Here is a 17,141-nt window from a genome sequence, read left to right on the forward strand (position 1 = left end):
GCGCCGGGTCGCGCAGACCCAGGTCAGACCCCCAGCAGCCATCGCAGCGTGCGGGCGTTGCGCACGGCGGCGCCCCCGCCGTCGTTGTTGAAGTAGACGAGGACGTCCCGCCCGCCGTCCGACCACTCCCGGATCCGGTCCGCCCACCAGCGCAGGTCGTCGTCGGAGTACGAGCCGCCGTACAGGTGGTGGTGGTCCGGCCCGTGCATCCGTACGTACACGGTGGGCGCAGTGGCGCGCAGCACGCAGGGCAGGTGCGCTCCGCTCATCACGACCGACGCTGCGCCACGCCGCTCCAGCAGAGAGAAGACGTCGTCGTGCTGCCACGAGGGGTGCCGGAGCTCGGCGGCGACCCGCACCCAGTCGGGCAGCGAGGCCAGGAACCAGTCCAGGCGGGCGTCGTCGCGGGCCTGGTCCGGCCGGAGCTGGACCAGCAGCACCTCGCGCCGGTCGCCGAGCTCGTGCCACGACCGCGCGATCCGCTGAGCCCACACCTCGGGCGCGTAGAGCCGCTTGGCGTGCGTCAGCCCGCGCGGCGCCTTGACCGACATCCGGAAGCCGGCGGGGAGGCGTCGTTGCCAGCCGGCGAACGTCGACTCCCGCGGCCAGCGGTAGAAGCTCGCGTTCAGCTCGACGGTCCCGAACTCCTGGACGTACCGCGCCAGACGCTGGGACGACGGCAGGCCGGGCGGGTACAGGACGTGCTCCCAGTGGTCGTACGACCAGCCGGACGTGCCGATGCGCACACTCACGCCGTGTGGCTCCCTCTCGACGCGCGGACCGGGCGATTCGCCTCTAGATTCTCTCTTGGTCGCACCCGGCGCACCTTCACTCTGAGGAGTTCACCATGACCGCCGCTGGCATCATCTCCGCCATCATCATCGGGGCCATCATCGGGGCGCTCGGCCGCCTGGTCGTCCGAGGCAAGCAGAACATCTCGATCCTGGTCACGATCATCGTGGGGATCATCGCTGCACTTCTGGGCACCTGGCTGGCCAGCCTCGTCGGCGTCGAGACGACGGACGGCATCGACTGGATCGAGCTGCTCTTCCAGGTCGTGCTCGCCGCCATCGGTGTGGCGATCGTCGCGGGCACCGGCGGCCGCCGCCGCTGACCCACGACGCATGACGGGAGCGGTCCACCGGTCGGTGGGCCGCTCCCGTCGCGTCAGCCCCGGTCGCGTCAGCCCTGGCTGCTGGGGACGGGGTGACCCTCCGACGCCTGCACGACGACGAACCCCTGCCCGGTGAGCCCCAGCTGGTAGGCCTCTCCGGAGCCGCGACCGATCACCGAGCCGAGCTTGGCGGTCCTGCGGACCGTCGACTGCAGCGACGTGGACCAGAGCACCGCGGACTGCATGTCCACGAACGTCGGCACGTCGACCTGCAGCACGACGGGCGTCCCGTACGCGGTCACGGCCAGCGCGCCCGTACCCGTGAAGGTCGTGTTGAACAGGCCGCCGCTGAGCATCGACGCTCCCTCGACCCGGTTGATGTCCCACGTGAGCGTGCTCTCGAACGCGAGGATGCTGGACCCGCTGACGGTGACGCTCTCGCCCTCCAGGTGCACGATGAACACCTCGTCGGCGTCCTGCGCCAGGAAGACGTCCCCGCTGCCCGAGACCTTCATCAGGGACATGCCCTCGCCGGTGAACGCCTTCTTGAACATCTTGGCGACGCCGCCGCTGCCCTGGTAGTCGAAGTCGACGTCGCCCTGGTAGGCCACCATCGACCCCTGCTTGGCGTAGAAGAAGCCGCCCGTGCCTGCCAGGTCCACCTTGAGCATCCGCTCGTTCTGCAGCACGAAGCTGCCGGGCTCGGTGGACCGTTCCGCGTTCTGCATCAGTGAGCTGCGCATGCCGCATGCTAGCGATGCCCTTCCCCGCGCGGGAGTGCCGGGACGACACTGGGCAGGTGGTCGACAGTCCCGTCCCGCCGCCGGCGAGCTGCCCGATCGGGTGGCAGCCTCAAGCGCTCGCCCCCGTCTTCTGGGGCGTCCGGTCCCTCGGGCCTGCCGATGGGGCACCGGTGGACCTGCGGATCTTCTTCCCGAGCCTCGACGGGTCGGTCGAGACCGCGCCGATCCTCGAGGGCTGCGGGCGCTATCCGGTGGTCCTGTTCGCCCACGGGCACTGCCACCAGGACACCGACCACTTCCGGCGCTGGTTCCTCGTCCCGGCCGTTCTCGCACGCAGCGGCTACGTGGTGGTCGTTCCCCGGCTCGCCGGCAACGCGGGTGGGCGCAACCCGTCCGTGCCCGAGCACCCGGACGAGGCGACCCTCGAGGCGGTGCTCGGCTGGGTGCGCACCGGGTGGGGGCACGCGGACGTCCTTCTGCCCCCGCCCGCGACCGGGGTGGTCGGGCACAGCTTCGGGGCGATGCTCGGCGCCCGGTTCGCGGTCGGCCGCGAGGTGGGCGCGTTCGCCGGCCTCAGCGGGGGGTGGCAGGACTGGTTCGGCGGCTCACCGTTCCCGCTCCCGCTTCTCGACATCCCGACGCTGCTGATGTGGGGCCTCGGCCGTGACCTGTTCAGCCAGCTCACGCAGGCGCAGTGGCAGGCGATGAGCCGGCCGCGACACCGCGTGGTCTTCGACGAGGGGGAGCACTGGGACTACCTCGGCGACGCGGACCTCCCGTGCCGCCCCGGCGCCGGCGTCTGCCCGGAGATCGCCGGCGCGACCGCCGACCTGGTCGCCATGTTCTTCGCCCGCTACCTGCCGCCCGAGCTGGCCACGAACCTCGCGTCGCAGGTGCCCTCGACCCTGGTGCCGCCCGAGCTGGACCTCACGCCGGAGCAGGAGTTCTTCGCGGGCGGGTTCCTCGGCGGCTTCGAGCGACTGGGCGCCAACCCCGGGTGCGGCGTGACGGTGTCGTCCGACAGCGAGCGGCTCCTGGCCAACCTCCGCACCCGGGAGACGCACTCCCTGGACCATCCGTGCGCGTGGGTCGAGAAGATCGCGACGCGCAACCGGTGGCCGGTGGGCGCGCGCCCGGCCGGGTACCACTGGTGCGACGTGTGCTTCCCGAGCCGGGCCGACGGCTAGGTCGTCGACGTCCTGCCGGTGAGGCCGCGCGCGTGCAGCACGTGGCGCTCGAGCGGTGCGAAGACCACGAGCTCGATGACGATCCCCACCAGGAAGATGAGCCCGATCGACGCGATGACCAGCGACATGTCGCTGGTGACCCGGCCGAGGTCGAGGATCTGGCCGAGCCCCGTCCCGAGGCCGGTCTGCACGATGAGCTCCGCGGCCATGAGCGAGCGCCAGGCGAACGCCCAGCCCTGCTTGAGGCCGCCGAGGAACCCGGGCAGCGCGGCGGGCAGGAGCACGAAGCGGATCCGGGCCCATCCCGTGGCGCCCAGCACCTGGCCGACACGCAGGTACAGCGGGGGCACCTGGTCGGTGCCCGCCAGCAGCCCGTTGACGATCGACGGCACCGCGCCGAGCAGGATGACGGCGTACATGGTGGCGTCGGTCAGCTGGAACCAGATGATGGCCGCGGGGACCCAGGCGACGGAGGGCAGCGACTGCAGCCCCGTGATGATGGGGCCGAACGCACGGCGCAGCAGCGGGGACGCGGCGAGCGCGACGCCGATCGCGACACCCACGACGACGGACATCGCGAAGCCGACGGCCGCGCGCTGCACGCTCAGGGTCACCGCGCGCCACGCGGACCCGTCCTGGATCGCCCCGAGGAGCGTGCGCCACGTGTCGGCCGGGCTGGGCAGCGCGTACGACGGCTTGAGGTCGAGCAGGTACGCGACCTGCCACACGACCAGGATCGCCCCGAGCGCCGACAGCACCGGCCAGACAGCACGCCACGTCGCGCGCCAGGCGGACGTGCGCGGGGACTCGACCGGCGTCTCGAGAGCGTCCAGGCCGGCGGCGAGGTCGTCGTCCGTGGTGCGCCGGACCGGCGGTGCGCTGGTGTCAGTGGCCATGGCGGGCGATCTCCTGTCGCAGGTCCTCGGTGATCTCGGCGCTCAACCGGGACACGGAGGGGTCTTCGATGCGGCGCGGCTGCGGGATGTCCACCGGCCACTCGCGCGCGACCCGCCCCGGCCGCGAGGACAGGAGCACGACCCGCTGGCCGAGCCGCACGGCCTCCCGGACGTTGTGCGTCACGAAGAGCACGGCTCGCCCGGTCTCGGTCCAGATGCGGGTGAGCTCCTCGTGCAGGACGTCGCGCGTGATGGCGTCGAGCGCGGCGAAGGGCTCGTCCATGAGCAGGAGGTCGCCCTCCTGGGCGAGCGCACGGGCCAGGGCGACGCGCTGACGCATCCCGCCCGACAGCTCGTGCACCCGCTTCGGTCCCGCCCCGTCCAGCCGCACGAGCGTCAGGAGCTCCTGGGCCTTGGCGCGCCGCTCCGCACGCGGGATGCCCCGCAGCCGCAGCGCGAGCTCGACGTTGCCGGCCGCCGTGAGCCACGGGTACAGCGCAGGTTCCTGGAACATGAGCGCCGGACGGCCACCGGGTACCTCGACGGTCCCGGCGACGGGCGCGTCGAGCCCTGCGACCAGGGAGAGCAGCGTCGACTTGCCGCAGCCGGACGCGCCGAGCAGGCAGACGAACTCGCCCGGAGCCACGGTGAGGTCGATGCGGTCGAGGACCGGTGGCCGCGACGTCTCGCCGAAGTGGTGCGTGACCCCGGTGAGGCGCGCGGCGACGTTCGCGGGCGCCGCGACGGTGGCGGTCATGTGCCCGACGCCCCGAGCCCGCCGTCGGCGACGGGCTCCTGACCGTGCTCGGCGAGCACCTCGTTGAGCAGCGTGAGGTCGTAGATGCCGCGCAGGTCGGTCTCCTTCGAGGTGCCCGCGGCCACCGCGTGGTCCGCCGACGTCTGCAGGCTGGTCGCGACGGGGTCCAGCGTGATCCGCAGGTTCGACCAGGCGCGGTCCAGCACCTGCGGGGACAGCGGCTTGCCGCTGAGCTCCTCGATCACGGCGTTCGACCTCGTCTTGGCCTCGTCGGGGTTCGCCGCGATCCACTCGGACGTGGCGAGCTGCGCCTCGAGGAGCTTCTTCACGGTGCCGGGATACGTCGAGAGGTACTCGGTGGACACGATGAGGTGCGTGGTCACGAAGTCGCCGTCCGGCCACAGCTCCTTCTCGTCCAGCAGCACGTGGGCACCGGCGTCGACGACGAGCCGCGAGGCCCACGGCTCGGGCAGCCAGGCACCGTCCAGCTCCCCGGCCTTGAGGAGGTCGAGCGTCTGCGAGTTCTCCTGCGGCGCGATCGTCACGTCGCTCGCGCCCCCGGTCAGAGAGGTCTCGAGGCCCTGGTCGGCCAGCCAGGCGCGCAGCGCCACGTCCTGGGTGTTGCCCAGCTGTGGCGTCGCGAGCGTCGTGCCGACGAGGTCGTCCGGGGAGTCGATCCCGTCGCGGACGACCAGCTGCGCACCACCGGAGGTCGCACCGGAGACGATCCGCACCGCGTCGCCGTCGGACTGCGCGAACGCGTTGATCGCCGGGTTGGGGCCGATGAACGTCGCGTCGATCGCGCCACCGAAGAGTGCCTCGACCGCGGCCGGCCCGGCGTTGAAGATCTGCGTGGTGAGCTGGGTGTCGCCGAGCGACTCCTGGTACGTGCCGTCGTCGACGCCGACGAGCGCGACGGCGTGGGTCAGGTTCGCGAAGTAGCCGAGCCGCAGCTCGGGGGCCTGCGCGTCCGACGACGCGGTGGGCGAGGGGTCGGGGCCGACGGCGGCGGACGAGCACGCCGTCAGTGCGGCGAGCAGTCCGGCGGCGAGCAGGGCGGTGAGGCGAGCGGGTCGGGCGGTCATGTCGAGTCCTTGGGTGGCGAGCGCAGGGGACGAGGGGGCGGCGCACGCGTCATGCCGAGGGCGTCAGGGGACCGACGGGCCGGGCGTCGAGCGCGCGGCCGGGAGGTGCCGCGTTCAGGCGTTCCGCGGACAGCAGGGGCGCGCGGAGGCCATGGCGACGGGACAGCACGTCGAGGCGGCGCGGCGGGTCTGCATGGGTCGAGAATGGCCGCGGAAGGAGAGGCGCGACAGAGGCGTCTCTTATTGTGGACATAGCCGGTCGGAATACGAGACTGACAAGGAGGAACGGTGCAGATCGTCCTGCTCGCCGACACGCACGTCCCGCGTCGGGCCCGTGACCTGCCCACCCCGGCGTGGGAGGCGGTGGACGGCGCGGACGTCGTCGTGCACGCGGGGGACTGGGTCAGCGAGGAGTTCCGCGCCGCGCTCGAGGCCCGCTCACGTCGCCTCGTCGCCTGCTACGGCAACAACGACGGCCCGGCGCTGCGGGAGCGGCTGCCCCTGGTCGCGCGGGTGGAGCTGAACGGTCTGCGCCTCGGAGTCGTGCACGAGACAGGCCCCGCTGCGGGGCGGGAACGGCGGTGCGACGCCGAGCATCCCGACCTCGACGTGCTGGTGTTCGGGCACAGCCACATCCCGTGGGACTCGGTGACGCCGCGAGGCATGCGGCTGCTCAACCCGGGATCCCCGACCGACCGGCGACGGCAGCCCTACGCGACCTTCATGACGGCGACGGTCGTCGACGGACGCCTCCGGGATGTGGTGCTGCACCGCCTGGACCGTCGCTGACCTGGAGTGGTGGACGCCACGGGCGGTGCGGGCCCCCTCCGGTTGCGCATCGGCCGTGCCGTGCGACCGTGAGGCGGGAGCCGCTCCAGACCCGGGCGGCCGTACGCGCACGAACGGAACCGACATGAAGCTGCCCGCACCCCGGGGTCCCCTCGGGGCCTCACTGACCGACCTGCTCGTCCACCCGCCGACGGAGGTCGGGGTCGTCGACGACGACGTCCTCGCCCGGTGGCGCGGCGCTGCTGCGGTGGCCGACCCCCTGACGGACGACGACCTCCAGCTCACGCTGTGGACCCTGTACGCACTGCACTACCAGGGCTTCGAGGGCGTCGACGAGGCGTGGGAGTGGAACCCCGACCTCCTGCGGCTGCGCCTGTGCCTGGAGCAGCCCTTCGAGGCCGCCCTGCGCGCTCGGGTCCCCGTGCCGGAGGGCGCCGCCCCGGAGCGCGAGGCGGTCGCGAGCGCACTCTTCGCCATGACGGCTCCCGGGCCCGGGCCGAGCGTCGCCCGGTACGTCGCCAAGTCGGCCGACGCCGCTCAGGTCGAGGAGTTCCTGATCCACCGTTCGCTGTACACGCTCATGGAGGCCGACCCGCACACGTGGGCCATCCCGCGCCTGTCGGGAGCGCCCAAGGCGGCGCTGGTCGAGGTGCAGTCCGACGAGTACGGCGGCGGTCGACCGGACCGGATGCACAGCGCCCTGTTCGCCCGGACCATGCGCGGTGCGGGGCTGGTGGACGACTACGGCTACTACGTCGACCGGCTGCCGGCTGTCACGATCGCCGCGCTCAACCTCATGTCGCTGCTCGGGCTGCACCGGCGGCTGCGCGGTGCGATCGCGGGGCACCTGGCGGCCTTCGAGATGACGTCGTCGCTGCCCAACCGCCTCTACGGGGACGGCTTCCGACGTCTGGGCCACGACGAGGGCACCACGGAGTACTTCGACGAGCACGTCGAGGCCGATGCGGTGCACGAGCAGATCGCCGGCCGGGACCTGGCCGGGCGTCTGGCGGAGCAGGAGCCCGAGCTGGTGGCGGACATCCTCTTCGGTGCCGCCGCCTGCCTGTACCTGGACGACCTGGTCGGGCAGCACATGCTCGGCGCCTGGTCGGCGGGCGAGTCCTCGCTCCGGGCGTCATGACCGACCGCGCCGCCCAGCCCGCCACGATCGAGGCCTGCCCCAACGGGCCGCTCCTGGTCCGCGGTGACGTGCAGCTCGTCGACGGGGACGGTACGCCGCTCGAGCGGCGTCGCCGCACGGTGGCACTCTGCCGCTGCGGTGCGTCGGCGATCGCGCCGTTCTGCGACGGCAGCCACAAGGCGATCCGGTTCGTGGCCCCCTGACGGTGCTGCGGGCCGGGTGGGTGCCGGGCGACGCCGTCCGCGCGGCGGCCCTCGTCAGCGTGTTCGTGGGTACCTGGCGCTCCGGGTTCGTCGCGACAGCCCTGTTCCTGCTCGTGCTGGGCGGGTCGCTGGTGCCCCGCCTCGTCGGCACGTCTGCGGGGCTCGACGTCGCGTACTGCGGGACGCTCCTGTTCGCGGCCTGGGCGGCACAGCTCGACTGGTATGTGGCGGTCGGCTGGCTGGACGTGGTGGTCCACGCGGTGGCGACCGGCCTGATCGCCGTCGTGGCGCTGCGGGCGCTGCGTGTGTGGGGCGTCGTGGGTCCGGCGCGCTCGCGCGGCGAGGACGCCGTCCTCGTCGTGGGGACGGGCGCCACGCTGGCCGCGCTGTGGGAGCTCGGGGAGTGGGCGGGCAACGCGCTGCTGGACCCCCGCATCCAGGTGGGCTACCCGGACACGATGGGTGACCTCGCCGCCGGCCTGGCGGGAGCCGCTGTGGCCGCCGTCCTCGCGGGCAGACGCGCATGACCGGGCCGCTGCCCACGGTGTCCGTGGTGATCCCGGTGCGCGACGACGCCGTCGAGCTCGCCCGGTGCCTCGCCTGGCTGGACCGCCAGACGGTCGCGCCGTGGGAGGTCGTCGTGGTCGACAACGCCTCGTCCGACGACACCGCGGCCGTGGCAGCGGCCTGGGGTGCGCGCGTGGTGCCGGAGCCGAGCGTCGGCATCCCCGCCGCCGCGGCCACCGGCTACGACAGCGCCCGTGGCGAGGTGATCGCCCGGCTGGACGCCGACTCCCGGCCGGACCCCCGCTGGGTGGAGCGCATCGCGAGGCGGATGGCGATGGATCCGGACCTCGACGCCGTGACCGGGTCGGGGCGGTTCGTCGACCTGCCGCGAGCCGTGCAGAAGGTCGCCTCCGGCGCCTACCTCGGTGCCTACTACGTCCTGACGCACCTGGCTCTCGGCCACACCTCGCTGTGGGGGTCCTCGATGGCCCTGCGCAGGGACTCGTGGCTCGCCGTCCGGTCGCAGGTGCGTCGCCATGATCCCGAGGTGCACGACGACCTCGACCTGGCGTTCGCCCTCGGGCCGCGTCGACGGATCCGGTTCGACCCGTACTTGCAGGTGGGCGTCTCGGCACGGTCGTTGCGCGGGCACCGCCAGCGGGTCCGGAGGTTCGCCCGGGCCTGCCGCACGCTGCGCCTCAACTGGCGGACCGCCCCGCCGTGGGCGCGGTGGCAGGCGCGGCTCGGGTCCGGGCCGCGCACGGCGGCCGCGGACCCCGCCAGCCGGACGACCCCGGCGCAGGAGGCGCCGGGGTCGTCCGGGGTGGGGATCAGGCTGCTGCGCGTCCCAGGCCGCGGAAGGTCCAGCCGGCGTCCTGCCACCGCGCGACGTCGAGCTTCCCGCGGGCGTCGATGACCGACGCGTGCCCGGCGAGGGTGGCCAGGTGGACGGGATCCGCGTGCACGAACTCGTCCCACTCGGTCAGCACCAGCACCACGTCGGCACCCTCGACCGCCTCGTCGACCCCGGTGGCGTAGCCGAGCGTGGGGAAGCTGGAGCGCGCGGTGTCGCCCGCCTCGGGGTCGTACACGGTGACCTGGGCGCCGCGCAGGTGCAGGGCCGCCGCGACGTTGAGCGCGGGGGAGTCCCGCACGTCGTCGGTGTGCGGCTTGAACGCGGCGCCGAGCACCCCGATCCGGCGGTTGAGCACCGATCCGCCGCAGGCCTCGACGGCCAGGTCGATCACCCGGGAGCGCTGGCCCATGTTGATCTCGTCGACCTGCTGGAGCAGGGCGGAGGCCGGGTACGCGCCGAGCTCGTTCGCGCGGTGCATGAGTGCCCGGATGTCCTTGGGCAGGCACCCGCCGCCGAAGCCCAGGCCGGCGTCGAGGAACTGCCGGCCGATCCGCACGTCGTGCCCGAGCGCGTCGGCGAGCACCGCGACGTCGGCGCCGGCGGCCTCGCAGACTCCTGAGATCGCGTTGATGAACGAGATCTTCGTGGCCAGGAACGCGTTCGCGCTGACCTTGACGAGCTCGGCCGTGGGCAGGTCGCAGACCACCACCGGAGAGCCCTCGGCGATGGGGCCGGCGTACACCCGTCGCAGCAGCGCCTCGGCCTCACGCGAGGCGCCTCCGAGCACGATCCGGTCCGGGTGGAGCGTGTCGTCGACCGCCTTGCCCTCGCGCAGGAACTCGGGGTTCCACACCAGCTCGGCCCGCAGGCCGGAGGGCGCCTCCGCGGCCAGCAACGCGCGCAGCCGTGCCCCGGTCCCCACCGGGACCGTCGACTTGCCGACGACCAGCGCGTCATGGGTCAGGTTCCGCGCGATCGCCGCGGTCGCCGCCTCGACGAAGCGGAGGTCGGCGGCGTGGCTGGTCTTGGACTGCGGGGTACCCACGCAGACGAAGTGCACGTCCGCCCACGCCACGGCCTCGGCCACGTCGGTGGTGAAACGGAGCCGACCGGTGGCCAGCTGCTCCGTGAGCAGCTCGGGCAGCCCCGGCTCGTGGAACGGCACCTTGCCGGCGGTGAGCATCTCGACCTTGTGCAGGTCGGTGTCGACGCCGACCACCTCCATGCCCAGCTGCGCCATGGCGACCGCGTGGGTGGCGCCCAGGTAGCCCGTCCCGAGCACGGCGATGCGCGGTGCGGGCCCGTCCGGGTCGAACGTCGCGCGCGGGAACAGGTCGGTCACGGTCAGGTCGTCCTGGTGGTCGGTCATCACGGCTCCAGTGAGGTGAGGGTGGTGGTGGGGGTGAAGCGGGCGGACGGCTGGTTGAGGCCTGCCACGAAGGCCGCGAGCGAGTCCTCCCGGGACTCGATCCGCCAGTCGTTGGTGACGCGCTCACCGCCGCTGATGGTGGTGACGGCGTGGTTGAACCAGGCGAAGCCACGGATGTCGGCGTTCTGCGGCTCGGCGAGGGCCGCGAACAGGTCGGCGACCCAGGCGGGCTTGTTGCCGCCCGTCTCCGACGCGCCGATCTCGGCCAGGTAGATCGGCTTGCTGGACAGTGCACGCAGCTGGTCCAGCGAACGTCCGTAGGTGTACTCGAACGTGGGTGTCTGGTCCGCCTTGTACGGGGGCCGGTAGTAGCCCGACAGGCCCACCCAGTCCACGTACTCGTCACCCGGGTAGAGGCTGCTCAGGTAGGTGCCGTCCTGCTGCCAGGCGGGCATCGTGTTGACGATGTTGGGCGACCAGACCCACAGCACGTACGCGTTGGCGCCCTCGGCCTCGAAGATGTCGTGCACGTGACGCCACATCGCGACGAAGTCGCCGGGGTGGTTGCCGTTGTTCGCGGTGCCAGCGAGGTTCTTCTCGGCCCACGGGTACCAGCTCCCGTTCATCTCGTGGTTGAGCCGGATGGCCATCGGCAGACCGAGAGCGGCCACGTCACGGGCGTACTGGCGCAGGTAGTCGTCGTACGCGCCGTCGATGATCCGGGGCAGCGAGTAGGCCGGGTCCTCGGCCTCGTCGTTGCCGGCGAGCATCGGCCGGGACTCCCACGTGAGCATGGGCAGCGTGCCCTTCTCCCACGAGCGGACGACCGCGTCCGGGCGGAACGTGCCGTCCCAGCCCTGGAAGTAGCCCGTGACCGTGGGCTGGGCCCCGATCCGGGCCGCGACGGAGTCCGTCTCCGCCCAGCTGAAGGGCGCCTGCGGGGTGTACAGCCCGAAGAGGCGGTCCTGCGTGGTGATCAGGCTCTCCAGCGCCGGGGCGTAGGGCTTCACCGCGGGGGGCGGAGCGGACGGGGCCTTGGGAGCGAGCGCGGCCGCGGCACGGGCGCGGGCCCGGGCCGCGTCGGCCTCGGCCTGCTCGGCGCGGGCGGCGGCGGACTGCGCCTTGCCCTTGGCATCGGCCGCCGCGCGTTCCGCGGCCGCCTTTGCCTTCCCGCGTTCCTCGGCAGCGAGGCGCTCGGCCTCGGCCCGCTGCGCGCCCTCGGCCGCGGCTGCTGCCTTCTGCCCGGCGGCGGCCGCGCTGCCGCGCTCCGCGGCGGCCTTGCGCTCCGCGGCGGCCTTGGCCTGGGAGCGCTGGAGCGCGTCGACCTCGTCCTGCCGTGCCTCCAGGGAGTGGCGCAGCGACTCGTTCTCGGCTGCCAGCCGGACCTCGTTCGGGGTGGCCTGGGTGGTTGCGGTGATCTCGGCGGACGGTGACAGCCACACGCCGGCGGTGACCGCGACGAGGGACAGCGCGACGGCGGCCGCGCCGAGCCGCTTGCGAGGTGACGGGCGGACGGCGCGGGCCCACCAGCCGTCGGTCCCGAGGTGCTCAGACATAGACCAGTGCCTCCAGGGAGAACAGGGCGATCGCGATCAGGTAGGGGATCGCGGCCAGCGGGTTGGGTCGGCGGCGACGCCGGGGGGTGGGTGCGGCGTCCGCCGCACGACGGGTGCGTGCGGGGGCGGACGCCGGTGCGGTACCGGCGAGGACGGTGCCGCTCGACGGTGCCGGGCGCTGCGTCGGCAGCATCCCGGTGGGGGCACGGTCGACCAGGTCGGCCGGACCGGCGGGCGTGCTCTCGAGCTCGGCGATGAGGTCGCCGTCGCCGCCGCCGGAGTACGCGCCGGAGCGCGTCCCCCAGCCGCTCGCGTGGGCCATGCGCAGGAACCCGAGCAGCCGGATGGGCATGAGGAAGAGCGTCGAGACGATGATGAACACCGGCAGCCGCAGGAAGTCGGAGGGCTTCTCGTGCAGGTGCCGGATCTGCCGGATGGCCATCGAGAGCACGGACGAGACGATCATCGTCGCGATGACCCACGCCCAGCCGTTCAGGCCGGTGTAGGTCTCCAGGATCGCCTGGTAGAGGTTGACGCCCGTGCCCGACACGGCGCGGTAGATCCAGCCCGCGATGGTGCCGAACAGGAGGAACGGCAGGAGGATGTCGGCCACGAAGAAGACCGCCAGGAGGGGGGCGTGCCCGATCATCCACGGGAGCATCCGCAGGGTGTTGTACTGGCTGCCGCGCGCCCAGCGCAGCTGCTGCTTGGCCAGCTTCCGCACCTGCAGCGGGGCGTCCGTGTAGACGAGGCTCGTGTACTGGTACACCGACTTGTAGCCGGCCTTGAGCGTGAGGTTGGTCAGGGTCCGGTCGTCGGAGACCTCGAGGAAGACGCCCATGAACTTCTGGTGCATGAAGTCGTCCATGACCTGCACGAGGATGTGCCGGCGGAACGCGATGGTGCGGCCGGGCAGGCAGCCCACCTGACCGAGCGCGGACTGTGCGGGCATCGAGTACAGCGCGCGGGTGTTCTCGAGCCAGTCCGCCCAGCGGGTGATCCACGACCGCTCGGGCTCGAGGATCCGCTGCCGGGTGGTCACGCCGCCGACCGCGGCGTCCGCGAACGGCTTGACGAGCTCCGGCAGGGTGCCGTCCGTCCAGACCGTGTCGGAGTCGACGAGGACCGTGATCTCGCCGTGCGACAGCTCGGTGCCGATCTTCACGGCGTTGCGCTTGCCCGGGATCGGGGTGTGCACCCAGCGGACCAGGGGCGCGAACTCCTCGCTGACCTCCTGCAGTGCGGGGTTGACCGCGCCGTTGATGACCACGATGACCTCGTCGGGTCGCTGCTCGACGATCCGGGTGAGCACGTCGCGGAACAGGTCCAACGGCTCGTCGACCACCGGGATGACGACGCTCGTGGTGCCGTGGAACTCGCCGGTGTAGGGCTTGTAGCGCCGCGACAGCAGCACCTTGATGAGCCACAGCACCCAGATGATGGTCGAGAAGAAGGCGAACAGGTAGAACTCCGATTGGCCTTCGAGCATGTGCCGGAGCTGGAGGACAAAGACGAACATGAGCGGTACCCCGAGTATTCGGTCAAAGGGCTGCTGAAAGCTGAACGGCGTCATCGGCGATACAGCGAGGACGCGTTTTCACGCACCACAATGGGCGCGCTCGAACGCGTCGAAAGGTCACAGGTCTGCCCGGAGGCATGCGTGACGTGCACTTCTGCCCCATCCCAGGGACAAAAGAACGAGTAACCCCGCAGCGCTCCTCCTTGCTGGAAGTAACTCCGGGGTCTCTCGAAGAATCGAACGTACCAGGCGTTAACGGAGTAATCAGACGGACGCTTGTCCAGTTGTGACTGCAGTCACCGGGATTGTTGCCGGATCGACCACAAAGGTCCGAATTGCCCCAGGCAAATTTACGGGAATTTTACTTTCGAGGTCCGGTCGGCCGGCGCGTCGCGGCGGCGCGTCAGCGCCGGTCGACGACGGCTGCGCTGCCGCCCCCGCGCCGCACCGGCTCGGCCACCGCGAGGAACGAGCCGTCCGGCAGGAGCTCGATCCCCGTCGCGGCGCCGATCTCCGGTGTGTCGACGAACGTGTGGCCGAGCGCCTGCAGATCGGCCCGGGGGAACGCCGGCTCGGCCTGCACGGCGGCGGTGTTGCGCTGGCTGGCTCGAGGGGCCGCCACGGCCGCGCCCAGCTCCATGCCCAGGTCGAGCCGGTTGACGAGGATCTGGAGCACCGTGGTGATGATCGTCGAGCCGCCGGGGGAGCCGACGGCGAGCAGCGGTTTGCCGTCCTGCAGGACGATCGTCGGCGCCATGGAGCTGCGCGGACGCTTGCCCGGTCCCGGCAGGTTGGGGTCGTTCCCGTTCTGGGTGTCGACGAAGTTGAAGTCGGTCAGCTCGTTGTTGAGCAGGAAGCCACGCCCCGGAACCACGATGCCGTTGCCGCCGAGCGACTCGATGGTCAGGGTGTAGGCGACGACGTTGCCCCAGCGGTCCGCGGTGGTCAGGTGGGTCGTGGACTGGCCGTCCGAGCCCTCCGTGCCGACGGTGGCCGCGGCGCCGCAGCCTTCGTACCGGCCGTCCGGGACACCGGGCGGGACCGGCTTGACGAGGGCGGTCGACGGGTCGATCACGCACGCGCGCTCGGCGGCGAACCCGTCCGAGAGCAGCTGCTCCAGCGGGACGTCGACGACGTCGGGGTCGCCCACGTACCGGTTGCGGTCCGCGAAGGCCAGCGCGCTCGCCTCGAGGTAGTGGTGCAACGCCTGGGTCGTGCCGAGGGCGGCGAGGTCGGACGTCTCCAGGATGTTGAGCGCCTCGCCGACGGTCGAGCCGCCGGAGGACGGCGGTGCCATCCCGTAGACGTCGAGGCCGCGGTACGACACGAGCGTCGGGGCGCGCAGCGGCGCGTGGTACGACGCGAGGTCGGCGAGCTCCAGCAGCCCGGGCCGCACGACGAGACCGCTGCGCCGGCTGACCGGCGGGTCCTGGACCGTGCGCACGACGTCCCGGGCGAGCCGGCCGGTATAGAGCTCGGCGACCCCTCGGCGCGCGAGCAGGTCGTACGTCGCGGCGAGGTCCCGGTTGCGGAACACCGACCCCACCGCCGGCGGGGCGCCGCGGCGCAGGAACAGGTCGGCCGAGGACCGGAAGGCCGAGAACCGCGCGACGTTCGCGGCGATCTGGTCGGCGAACGTCTGGTCGACGACGAACCCGCGGCGTGCCACGTCGGTCGCGCCGCGCAGCGCGCTCCGCAGGTCGATCGAGCCCCACTGGTCGAGTGCGGTGGCCCAGGTCGCCGGGGTGCCCGGCACGCCCACCGACAGCCCGGAGGTCACGGCGTCCGCGAACGGGATCGCCACCCCGTTCTCGACGAACGCGTCCGCCTGCATGGCCTGCGGCGCGGTCTCGCGGCCGTCGATCGTGTGCACCTGACCGCTCGCCGCGTCGTAGTAGACGAAGAAGCCGCCCCCGCCGATACCCGACGAGAACGGCTCCGTGACGCCCAGCGTCGCCGCGGCAGCGACGGCGGCATCGACCGCGTTGCCGCCCCGGCGCAGGACCTCCAGGCCGACGCGCGTGGCGTCCGGGTCGACGGTCGAGACGGCGCCCCCGTACCCGACGGCCACGGGGACCTTCTCCGGGGCCGGCCGGTGGGCCGAGGCCGGTGTGGCGCTCACGACCAGCGCCAGGCCGGTGAGCAGTGCGACGAGTGCTGCGGGCTGCCTGGGCGATCGCATGGGAACTCCTCGGGCGAGGGAGTGGGCCAGGACCGGTCTACCACTCGCACGGGCGGCTGCCCAGGCCCCGAACGCCGTGCGCACGGGTCCGCGCAGCGTTCCCGGCAACCCGGCGCGGCTCAGATGCGGCCGCGCACGGGGGTCCGGTCGGTGGGGTCCGCGTCCTCCGGCATCGCCATCTCCGCGCGGACCCCGAGGAGCCGGATCTCCCGGTCCTCCAGCCGGTCCGCGAGCGTCAGCACCGCCTGCACGATGGTCGCCGGGTCCCGGGTCGGCTGGGGGAGCTTGCGGCTCGTGCTCGTCGTCACGAAGGGCGCGTAGCGGACCTTGAGCGCGACGCGCACGACGTCGCGGCCGTCCCGCGCGGTGTCCTCGACCACCTCGTGCGCCATGGCGCGCAGTGCGTCCCGGACCTGCTCACGGGTGGTGAGGTTCTGCTGGAACGTCGTCTCGCGGCTGTGGCCGCGCGGCACCCAGGGGCGGTCGTCGACGGTCGTCGGCCCGAGGCCCTGGCCCAGCTCGTGGTACCAGAGACCCATCTTCGGGCCGAACTCCGCGACGAGGGCCTCGGTCGGCGCCGCGGCGAGCCCCTGCACCGAGGTGACGCCGAGGGCGGCGAGCCGCCGGGACACCTTGGTCCCGACACCCCACAGGTCGATGGTCGGGCGATGGCCCATGACCTCGGTCCAGTTCTCGGCGGTGAGCCGGAAGACCCCGGCCGGCTTGCCGAACTCCGTGGCGATCTTCGCGCGGACCTTGTTGTCGCCGATCCCCACCGAGCAGTGCAGCCGCGTCGCCCTGAGCACGGCCTCCTGCGCTCGACGCGCGAGCGCCTCGGGGTCGTCGGTCATGGTGCCCAGGAACGCCTCGTCCCAGCCGAGCACCTCGACCACGGCACCCAGCGAGCGCAGCGTGGCCATGACCCGGTCGGAGGCAGCCTCGTACTCCTGCGCGTCCACCGGCAGGAAGACCGCGTCGGGCAGCTTGCGTGCGGCGACCCGCAGCGGCATCCCGGAGTGCACGCCGAACGCGCGCGCCTCGTAGGACGCGGTCGAGACGACGCCCCGCTCGCTCGGGTCACCGCGGCCGCCGACGACGACCGGCCTGCCGGCCAGCTCCGGACGGCGCAGGACCTCCACGGCCGCGACGAACTGGTCGAGGTCGACGTGCAGCACCCAGGCCATCGCCCGAGTCTGCCGGACGCGGCCCGCAGTGGTGCGGGGCGGCGCCGGCGACC

At 72.6% G+C, this 17,141-nt stretch carries 17 protein-coding genes; 7 read left to right on the forward strand and 10 right to left on the reverse strand.

The window, feature by feature from the left end; translation table 11 throughout:
- Positions 1 to 23: 23 nt before the first annotated feature.
- Positions 24 to 752 carry a DUF72 domain-containing protein gene (locus tag KG102_RS07975; RefSeq protein ID WP_208213618.1) on the reverse strand — a complete coding sequence of 243 codons (729 nt, stop codon included), beginning with the start codon at positions 750 to 752 and terminating at the stop codon, positions 24 to 26.
- Positions 753 to 847: 95 nt separating this feature from the next.
- Between KG102_RS07975 and KG102_RS07980 the strand changes: the two genes are divergently transcribed.
- Positions 848 to 1,114 carry a GlsB/YeaQ/YmgE family stress response membrane protein gene (locus KG102_RS07980; protein ID WP_208213617.1) on the forward strand — a complete coding sequence of 89 codons (267 nt, stop codon included), beginning with the start codon at positions 848 to 850 and terminating at the stop codon, positions 1,112 to 1,114.
- Between the two features lie 68 nt (positions 1,115 to 1,182).
- Here the strand turns inward: KG102_RS07980 and KG102_RS07985 are convergent, their stop codons facing one another.
- Positions 1,183 to 1,857 carry an AIM24 family protein gene (locus tag KG102_RS07985; RefSeq protein WP_208213616.1) on the reverse strand — a complete coding sequence of 225 codons (675 nt, stop codon included), beginning with the start codon at positions 1,855 to 1,857 and terminating at the stop codon, positions 1,183 to 1,185.
- Between the two features lie 56 nt (positions 1,858 to 1,913).
- Here KG102_RS07985 and KG102_RS07990 point away from each other — a divergent pair, with 56 nt between their 5' ends.
- Entirely contained in the window at positions 1,914 to 3,044 is a 1,131-nt protein-coding gene (locus tag KG102_RS07990) for an alpha/beta hydrolase (protein WP_213363043.1), read from the forward strand.
- Here the strand turns inward: KG102_RS07990 and KG102_RS07995 are convergent.
- From KG102_RS07995 to KG102_RS08005, 3 genes are read right to left on the reverse strand one after another with little or no spacing between them, the layout of a single operon-like run.
- The gene (locus KG102_RS07995; RefSeq protein WP_208213614.1) at positions 3,041 to 3,940 is read right to left on the reverse strand and encodes an ABC transporter permease; all 900 of its coding nucleotides are present in this window, start codon (positions 3,938 to 3,940) and stop codon (positions 3,041 to 3,043) included. The two genes, KG102_RS07990 and KG102_RS07995, sit on opposite strands and share 4 nt — an antisense overlap.
- Positions 3,930 to 4,697, reverse strand: a complete 768-nt coding sequence (locus KG102_RS08000; RefSeq protein WP_208290053.1) for an ABC transporter ATP-binding protein — start codon at positions 4,695 to 4,697, stop codon at positions 3,930 to 3,932. Before KG102_RS08000 ends, KG102_RS07995 begins: the two co-directional genes overlap by 11 nt.
- Positions 4,694 to 5,782 carry an ABC transporter substrate-binding protein gene (locus tag KG102_RS08005; protein ID WP_208290052.1) on the reverse strand — a complete coding sequence of 363 codons (1,089 nt, stop codon included), beginning with the start codon at positions 5,780 to 5,782 and terminating at the stop codon, positions 4,694 to 4,696. Before KG102_RS08005 ends, KG102_RS08000 begins: the two co-directional genes overlap by 4 nt.
- A gap of 288 nt (positions 5,783 to 6,070) precedes the next feature.
- Here KG102_RS08005 and KG102_RS08010 point away from each other — a divergent pair, with 288 nt between their 5' ends.
- From KG102_RS08010 to KG102_RS08030, 5 genes are all read left to right on the forward strand, one after another.
- The gene (locus tag KG102_RS08010; RefSeq protein WP_208290051.1) at positions 6,071 to 6,571 is read left to right on the forward strand and encodes a metallophosphoesterase family protein; all 501 of its coding nucleotides are present in this window, start codon (positions 6,071 to 6,073) and stop codon (positions 6,569 to 6,571) included.
- A gap of 124 nt (positions 6,572 to 6,695) precedes the next feature.
- On the forward strand, positions 6,696 to 7,712 hold the full coding sequence (locus KG102_RS08015; RefSeq protein ID WP_208290050.1) for an iron-containing redox enzyme family protein: 1,017 nt from the start codon (positions 6,696 to 6,698) through the stop codon (positions 7,710 to 7,712).
- Complete coding sequence (locus KG102_RS08020) at positions 7,709 to 7,915, forward strand: CDGSH iron-sulfur domain-containing protein (RefSeq protein ID WP_208213609.1); 207 nt, start codon at positions 7,709 to 7,711, stop codon at positions 7,913 to 7,915. Before KG102_RS08015 ends, KG102_RS08020 begins: the two co-directional genes overlap by 4 nt.
- Positions 7,916 to 7,917: 2 nt before the next feature.
- The gene (locus tag KG102_RS08025) at positions 7,918 to 8,442 is read left to right on the forward strand and encodes a hypothetical protein (protein ID WP_249667517.1); all 525 of its coding nucleotides are present in this window, start codon (positions 7,918 to 7,920) and stop codon (positions 8,440 to 8,442) included.
- Positions 8,439 to 9,338 carry a glycosyltransferase family 2 protein gene (locus KG102_RS08030; RefSeq protein WP_208290049.1) on the forward strand — a complete coding sequence of 300 codons (900 nt, stop codon included), beginning with the start codon at positions 8,439 to 8,441 and terminating at the stop codon, positions 9,336 to 9,338. Before KG102_RS08025 ends, KG102_RS08030 begins: the two co-directional genes overlap by 4 nt.
- Here the strand turns inward: KG102_RS08030 and KG102_RS08035 are convergent.
- From KG102_RS08035 to KG102_RS08055, 5 genes are all read right to left on the reverse strand, one after another.
- The gene (locus tag KG102_RS08035) at positions 9,253 to 10,647 is read right to left on the reverse strand and encodes a UDP-glucose dehydrogenase family protein (RefSeq protein WP_208213607.1); all 1,395 of its coding nucleotides are present in this window, start codon (positions 10,645 to 10,647) and stop codon (positions 9,253 to 9,255) included. The genes KG102_RS08030 and KG102_RS08035 overlap by 86 nt on opposite strands.
- On the reverse strand, positions 10,647 to 12,203 hold the full coding sequence (locus KG102_RS08040) for a glycoside hydrolase family 26 protein (RefSeq protein ID WP_208290048.1): 1,557 nt from the start codon (positions 12,201 to 12,203) through the stop codon (positions 10,647 to 10,649). Before KG102_RS08040 ends, KG102_RS08035 begins: the two co-directional genes overlap by 1 nt.
- Positions 12,196 to 13,722 (reverse strand): glycosyltransferase, encoded by a 1,527-nt coding sequence (locus KG102_RS08045; protein ID WP_208290047.1) that lies wholly within the window; start codon positions 13,720 to 13,722, stop codon positions 12,196 to 12,198. The genes KG102_RS08040 and KG102_RS08045 overlap by 8 nt, the downstream gene beginning before the upstream one ends.
- 403 nt (positions 13,723 to 14,125) lie before the next feature.
- Entirely contained in the window at positions 14,126 to 15,904 is a 1,779-nt protein-coding gene (gene ggt / locus KG102_RS08050; protein WP_208290046.1) for a gamma-glutamyltransferase, read from the reverse strand.
- A 119-nt stretch (positions 15,905 to 16,023) separates the two neighbouring features.
- A complete protein-coding gene (locus KG102_RS08055; protein ID WP_208290045.1) occupies positions 16,024 to 17,088 on the reverse strand; it encodes a DNA polymerase IV in 1,065 nt (354 codons plus the stop codon).
- Positions 17,089 to 17,141: the final 53 nt, after the last annotated feature.

The sequence above is a fragment of the Cellulomonas fengjieae genome (assembly GCF_018388465.1).
Classification (GTDB): Bacteria; Actinomycetota; Actinomycetes; order Actinomycetales; family Cellulomonadaceae; genus Cellulomonas; species Cellulomonas fengjieae.

Bases quoted from the DNA above. Each gene is read 5' to 3' on its own strand.
- KG102_RS07980 (WP_208213617.1), top strand. From the start codon at position 848: ATGACCGCCGCTGGCATCATCTCCGCCATCATCATCGGGGCCATCATC.
- KG102_RS07985 (WP_208213616.1), bottom strand. From the start codon at position 1,857: ATGCGCAGCTCACTGATGCAGAACGCGGAACGGTCCACCGAGCCCGGC.
- KG102_RS07995 (WP_208213614.1), bottom strand. From the start codon at position 3,940: ATGGCCACTGACACCAGCGCACCGCCGGTCCGGCGCACCACGGACGAC.
- KG102_RS08000 (WP_208290053.1), bottom strand. From the start codon at position 4,697: ATGACCGCCACCGTCGCGGCGCCCGCGAACGTCGCCGCGCGCCTCACC.
- KG102_RS08005 (WP_208290052.1), bottom strand. From the start codon at position 5,782: ATGACCGCCCGACCCGCTCGCCTCACCGCCCTGCTCGCCGCCGGACTG.
- KG102_RS08015 (WP_208290050.1), top strand. From the start codon at position 6,696: ATGAAGCTGCCCGCACCCCGGGGTCCCCTCGGGGCCTCACTGACCGAC.
- KG102_RS08020 (WP_208213609.1), top strand. From the start codon at position 7,709: ATGACCGACCGCGCCGCCCAGCCCGCCACGATCGAGGCCTGCCCCAAC.
- KG102_RS08030 (WP_208290049.1), top strand. From the start codon at position 8,439: ATGACCGGGCCGCTGCCCACGGTGTCCGTGGTGATCCCGGTGCGCGAC.
- KG102_RS08035 (WP_208213607.1), bottom strand. From the start codon at position 10,647: ATGACCGACCACCAGGACGACCTGACCGTGACCGACCTGTTCCCGCGC.
- KG102_RS08040 (WP_208290048.1), bottom strand. From the start codon at position 12,203: ATGTCTGAGCACCTCGGGACCGACGGCTGGTGGGCCCGCGCCGTCCGC.
- KG102_RS08045 (WP_208290047.1), bottom strand. From the start codon at position 13,722: ATGTTCGTCTTTGTCCTCCAGCTCCGGCACATGCTCGAAGGCCAATCG.
- ggt (WP_208290046.1), bottom strand. From the start codon at position 15,904: ATGCGATCGCCCAGGCAGCCCGCAGCACTCGTCGCACTGCTCACCGGC.
- KG102_RS08055 (WP_208290045.1), bottom strand. From the start codon at position 17,088: ATGGCCTGGGTGCTGCACGTCGACCTCGACCAGTTCGTCGCGGCCGTG.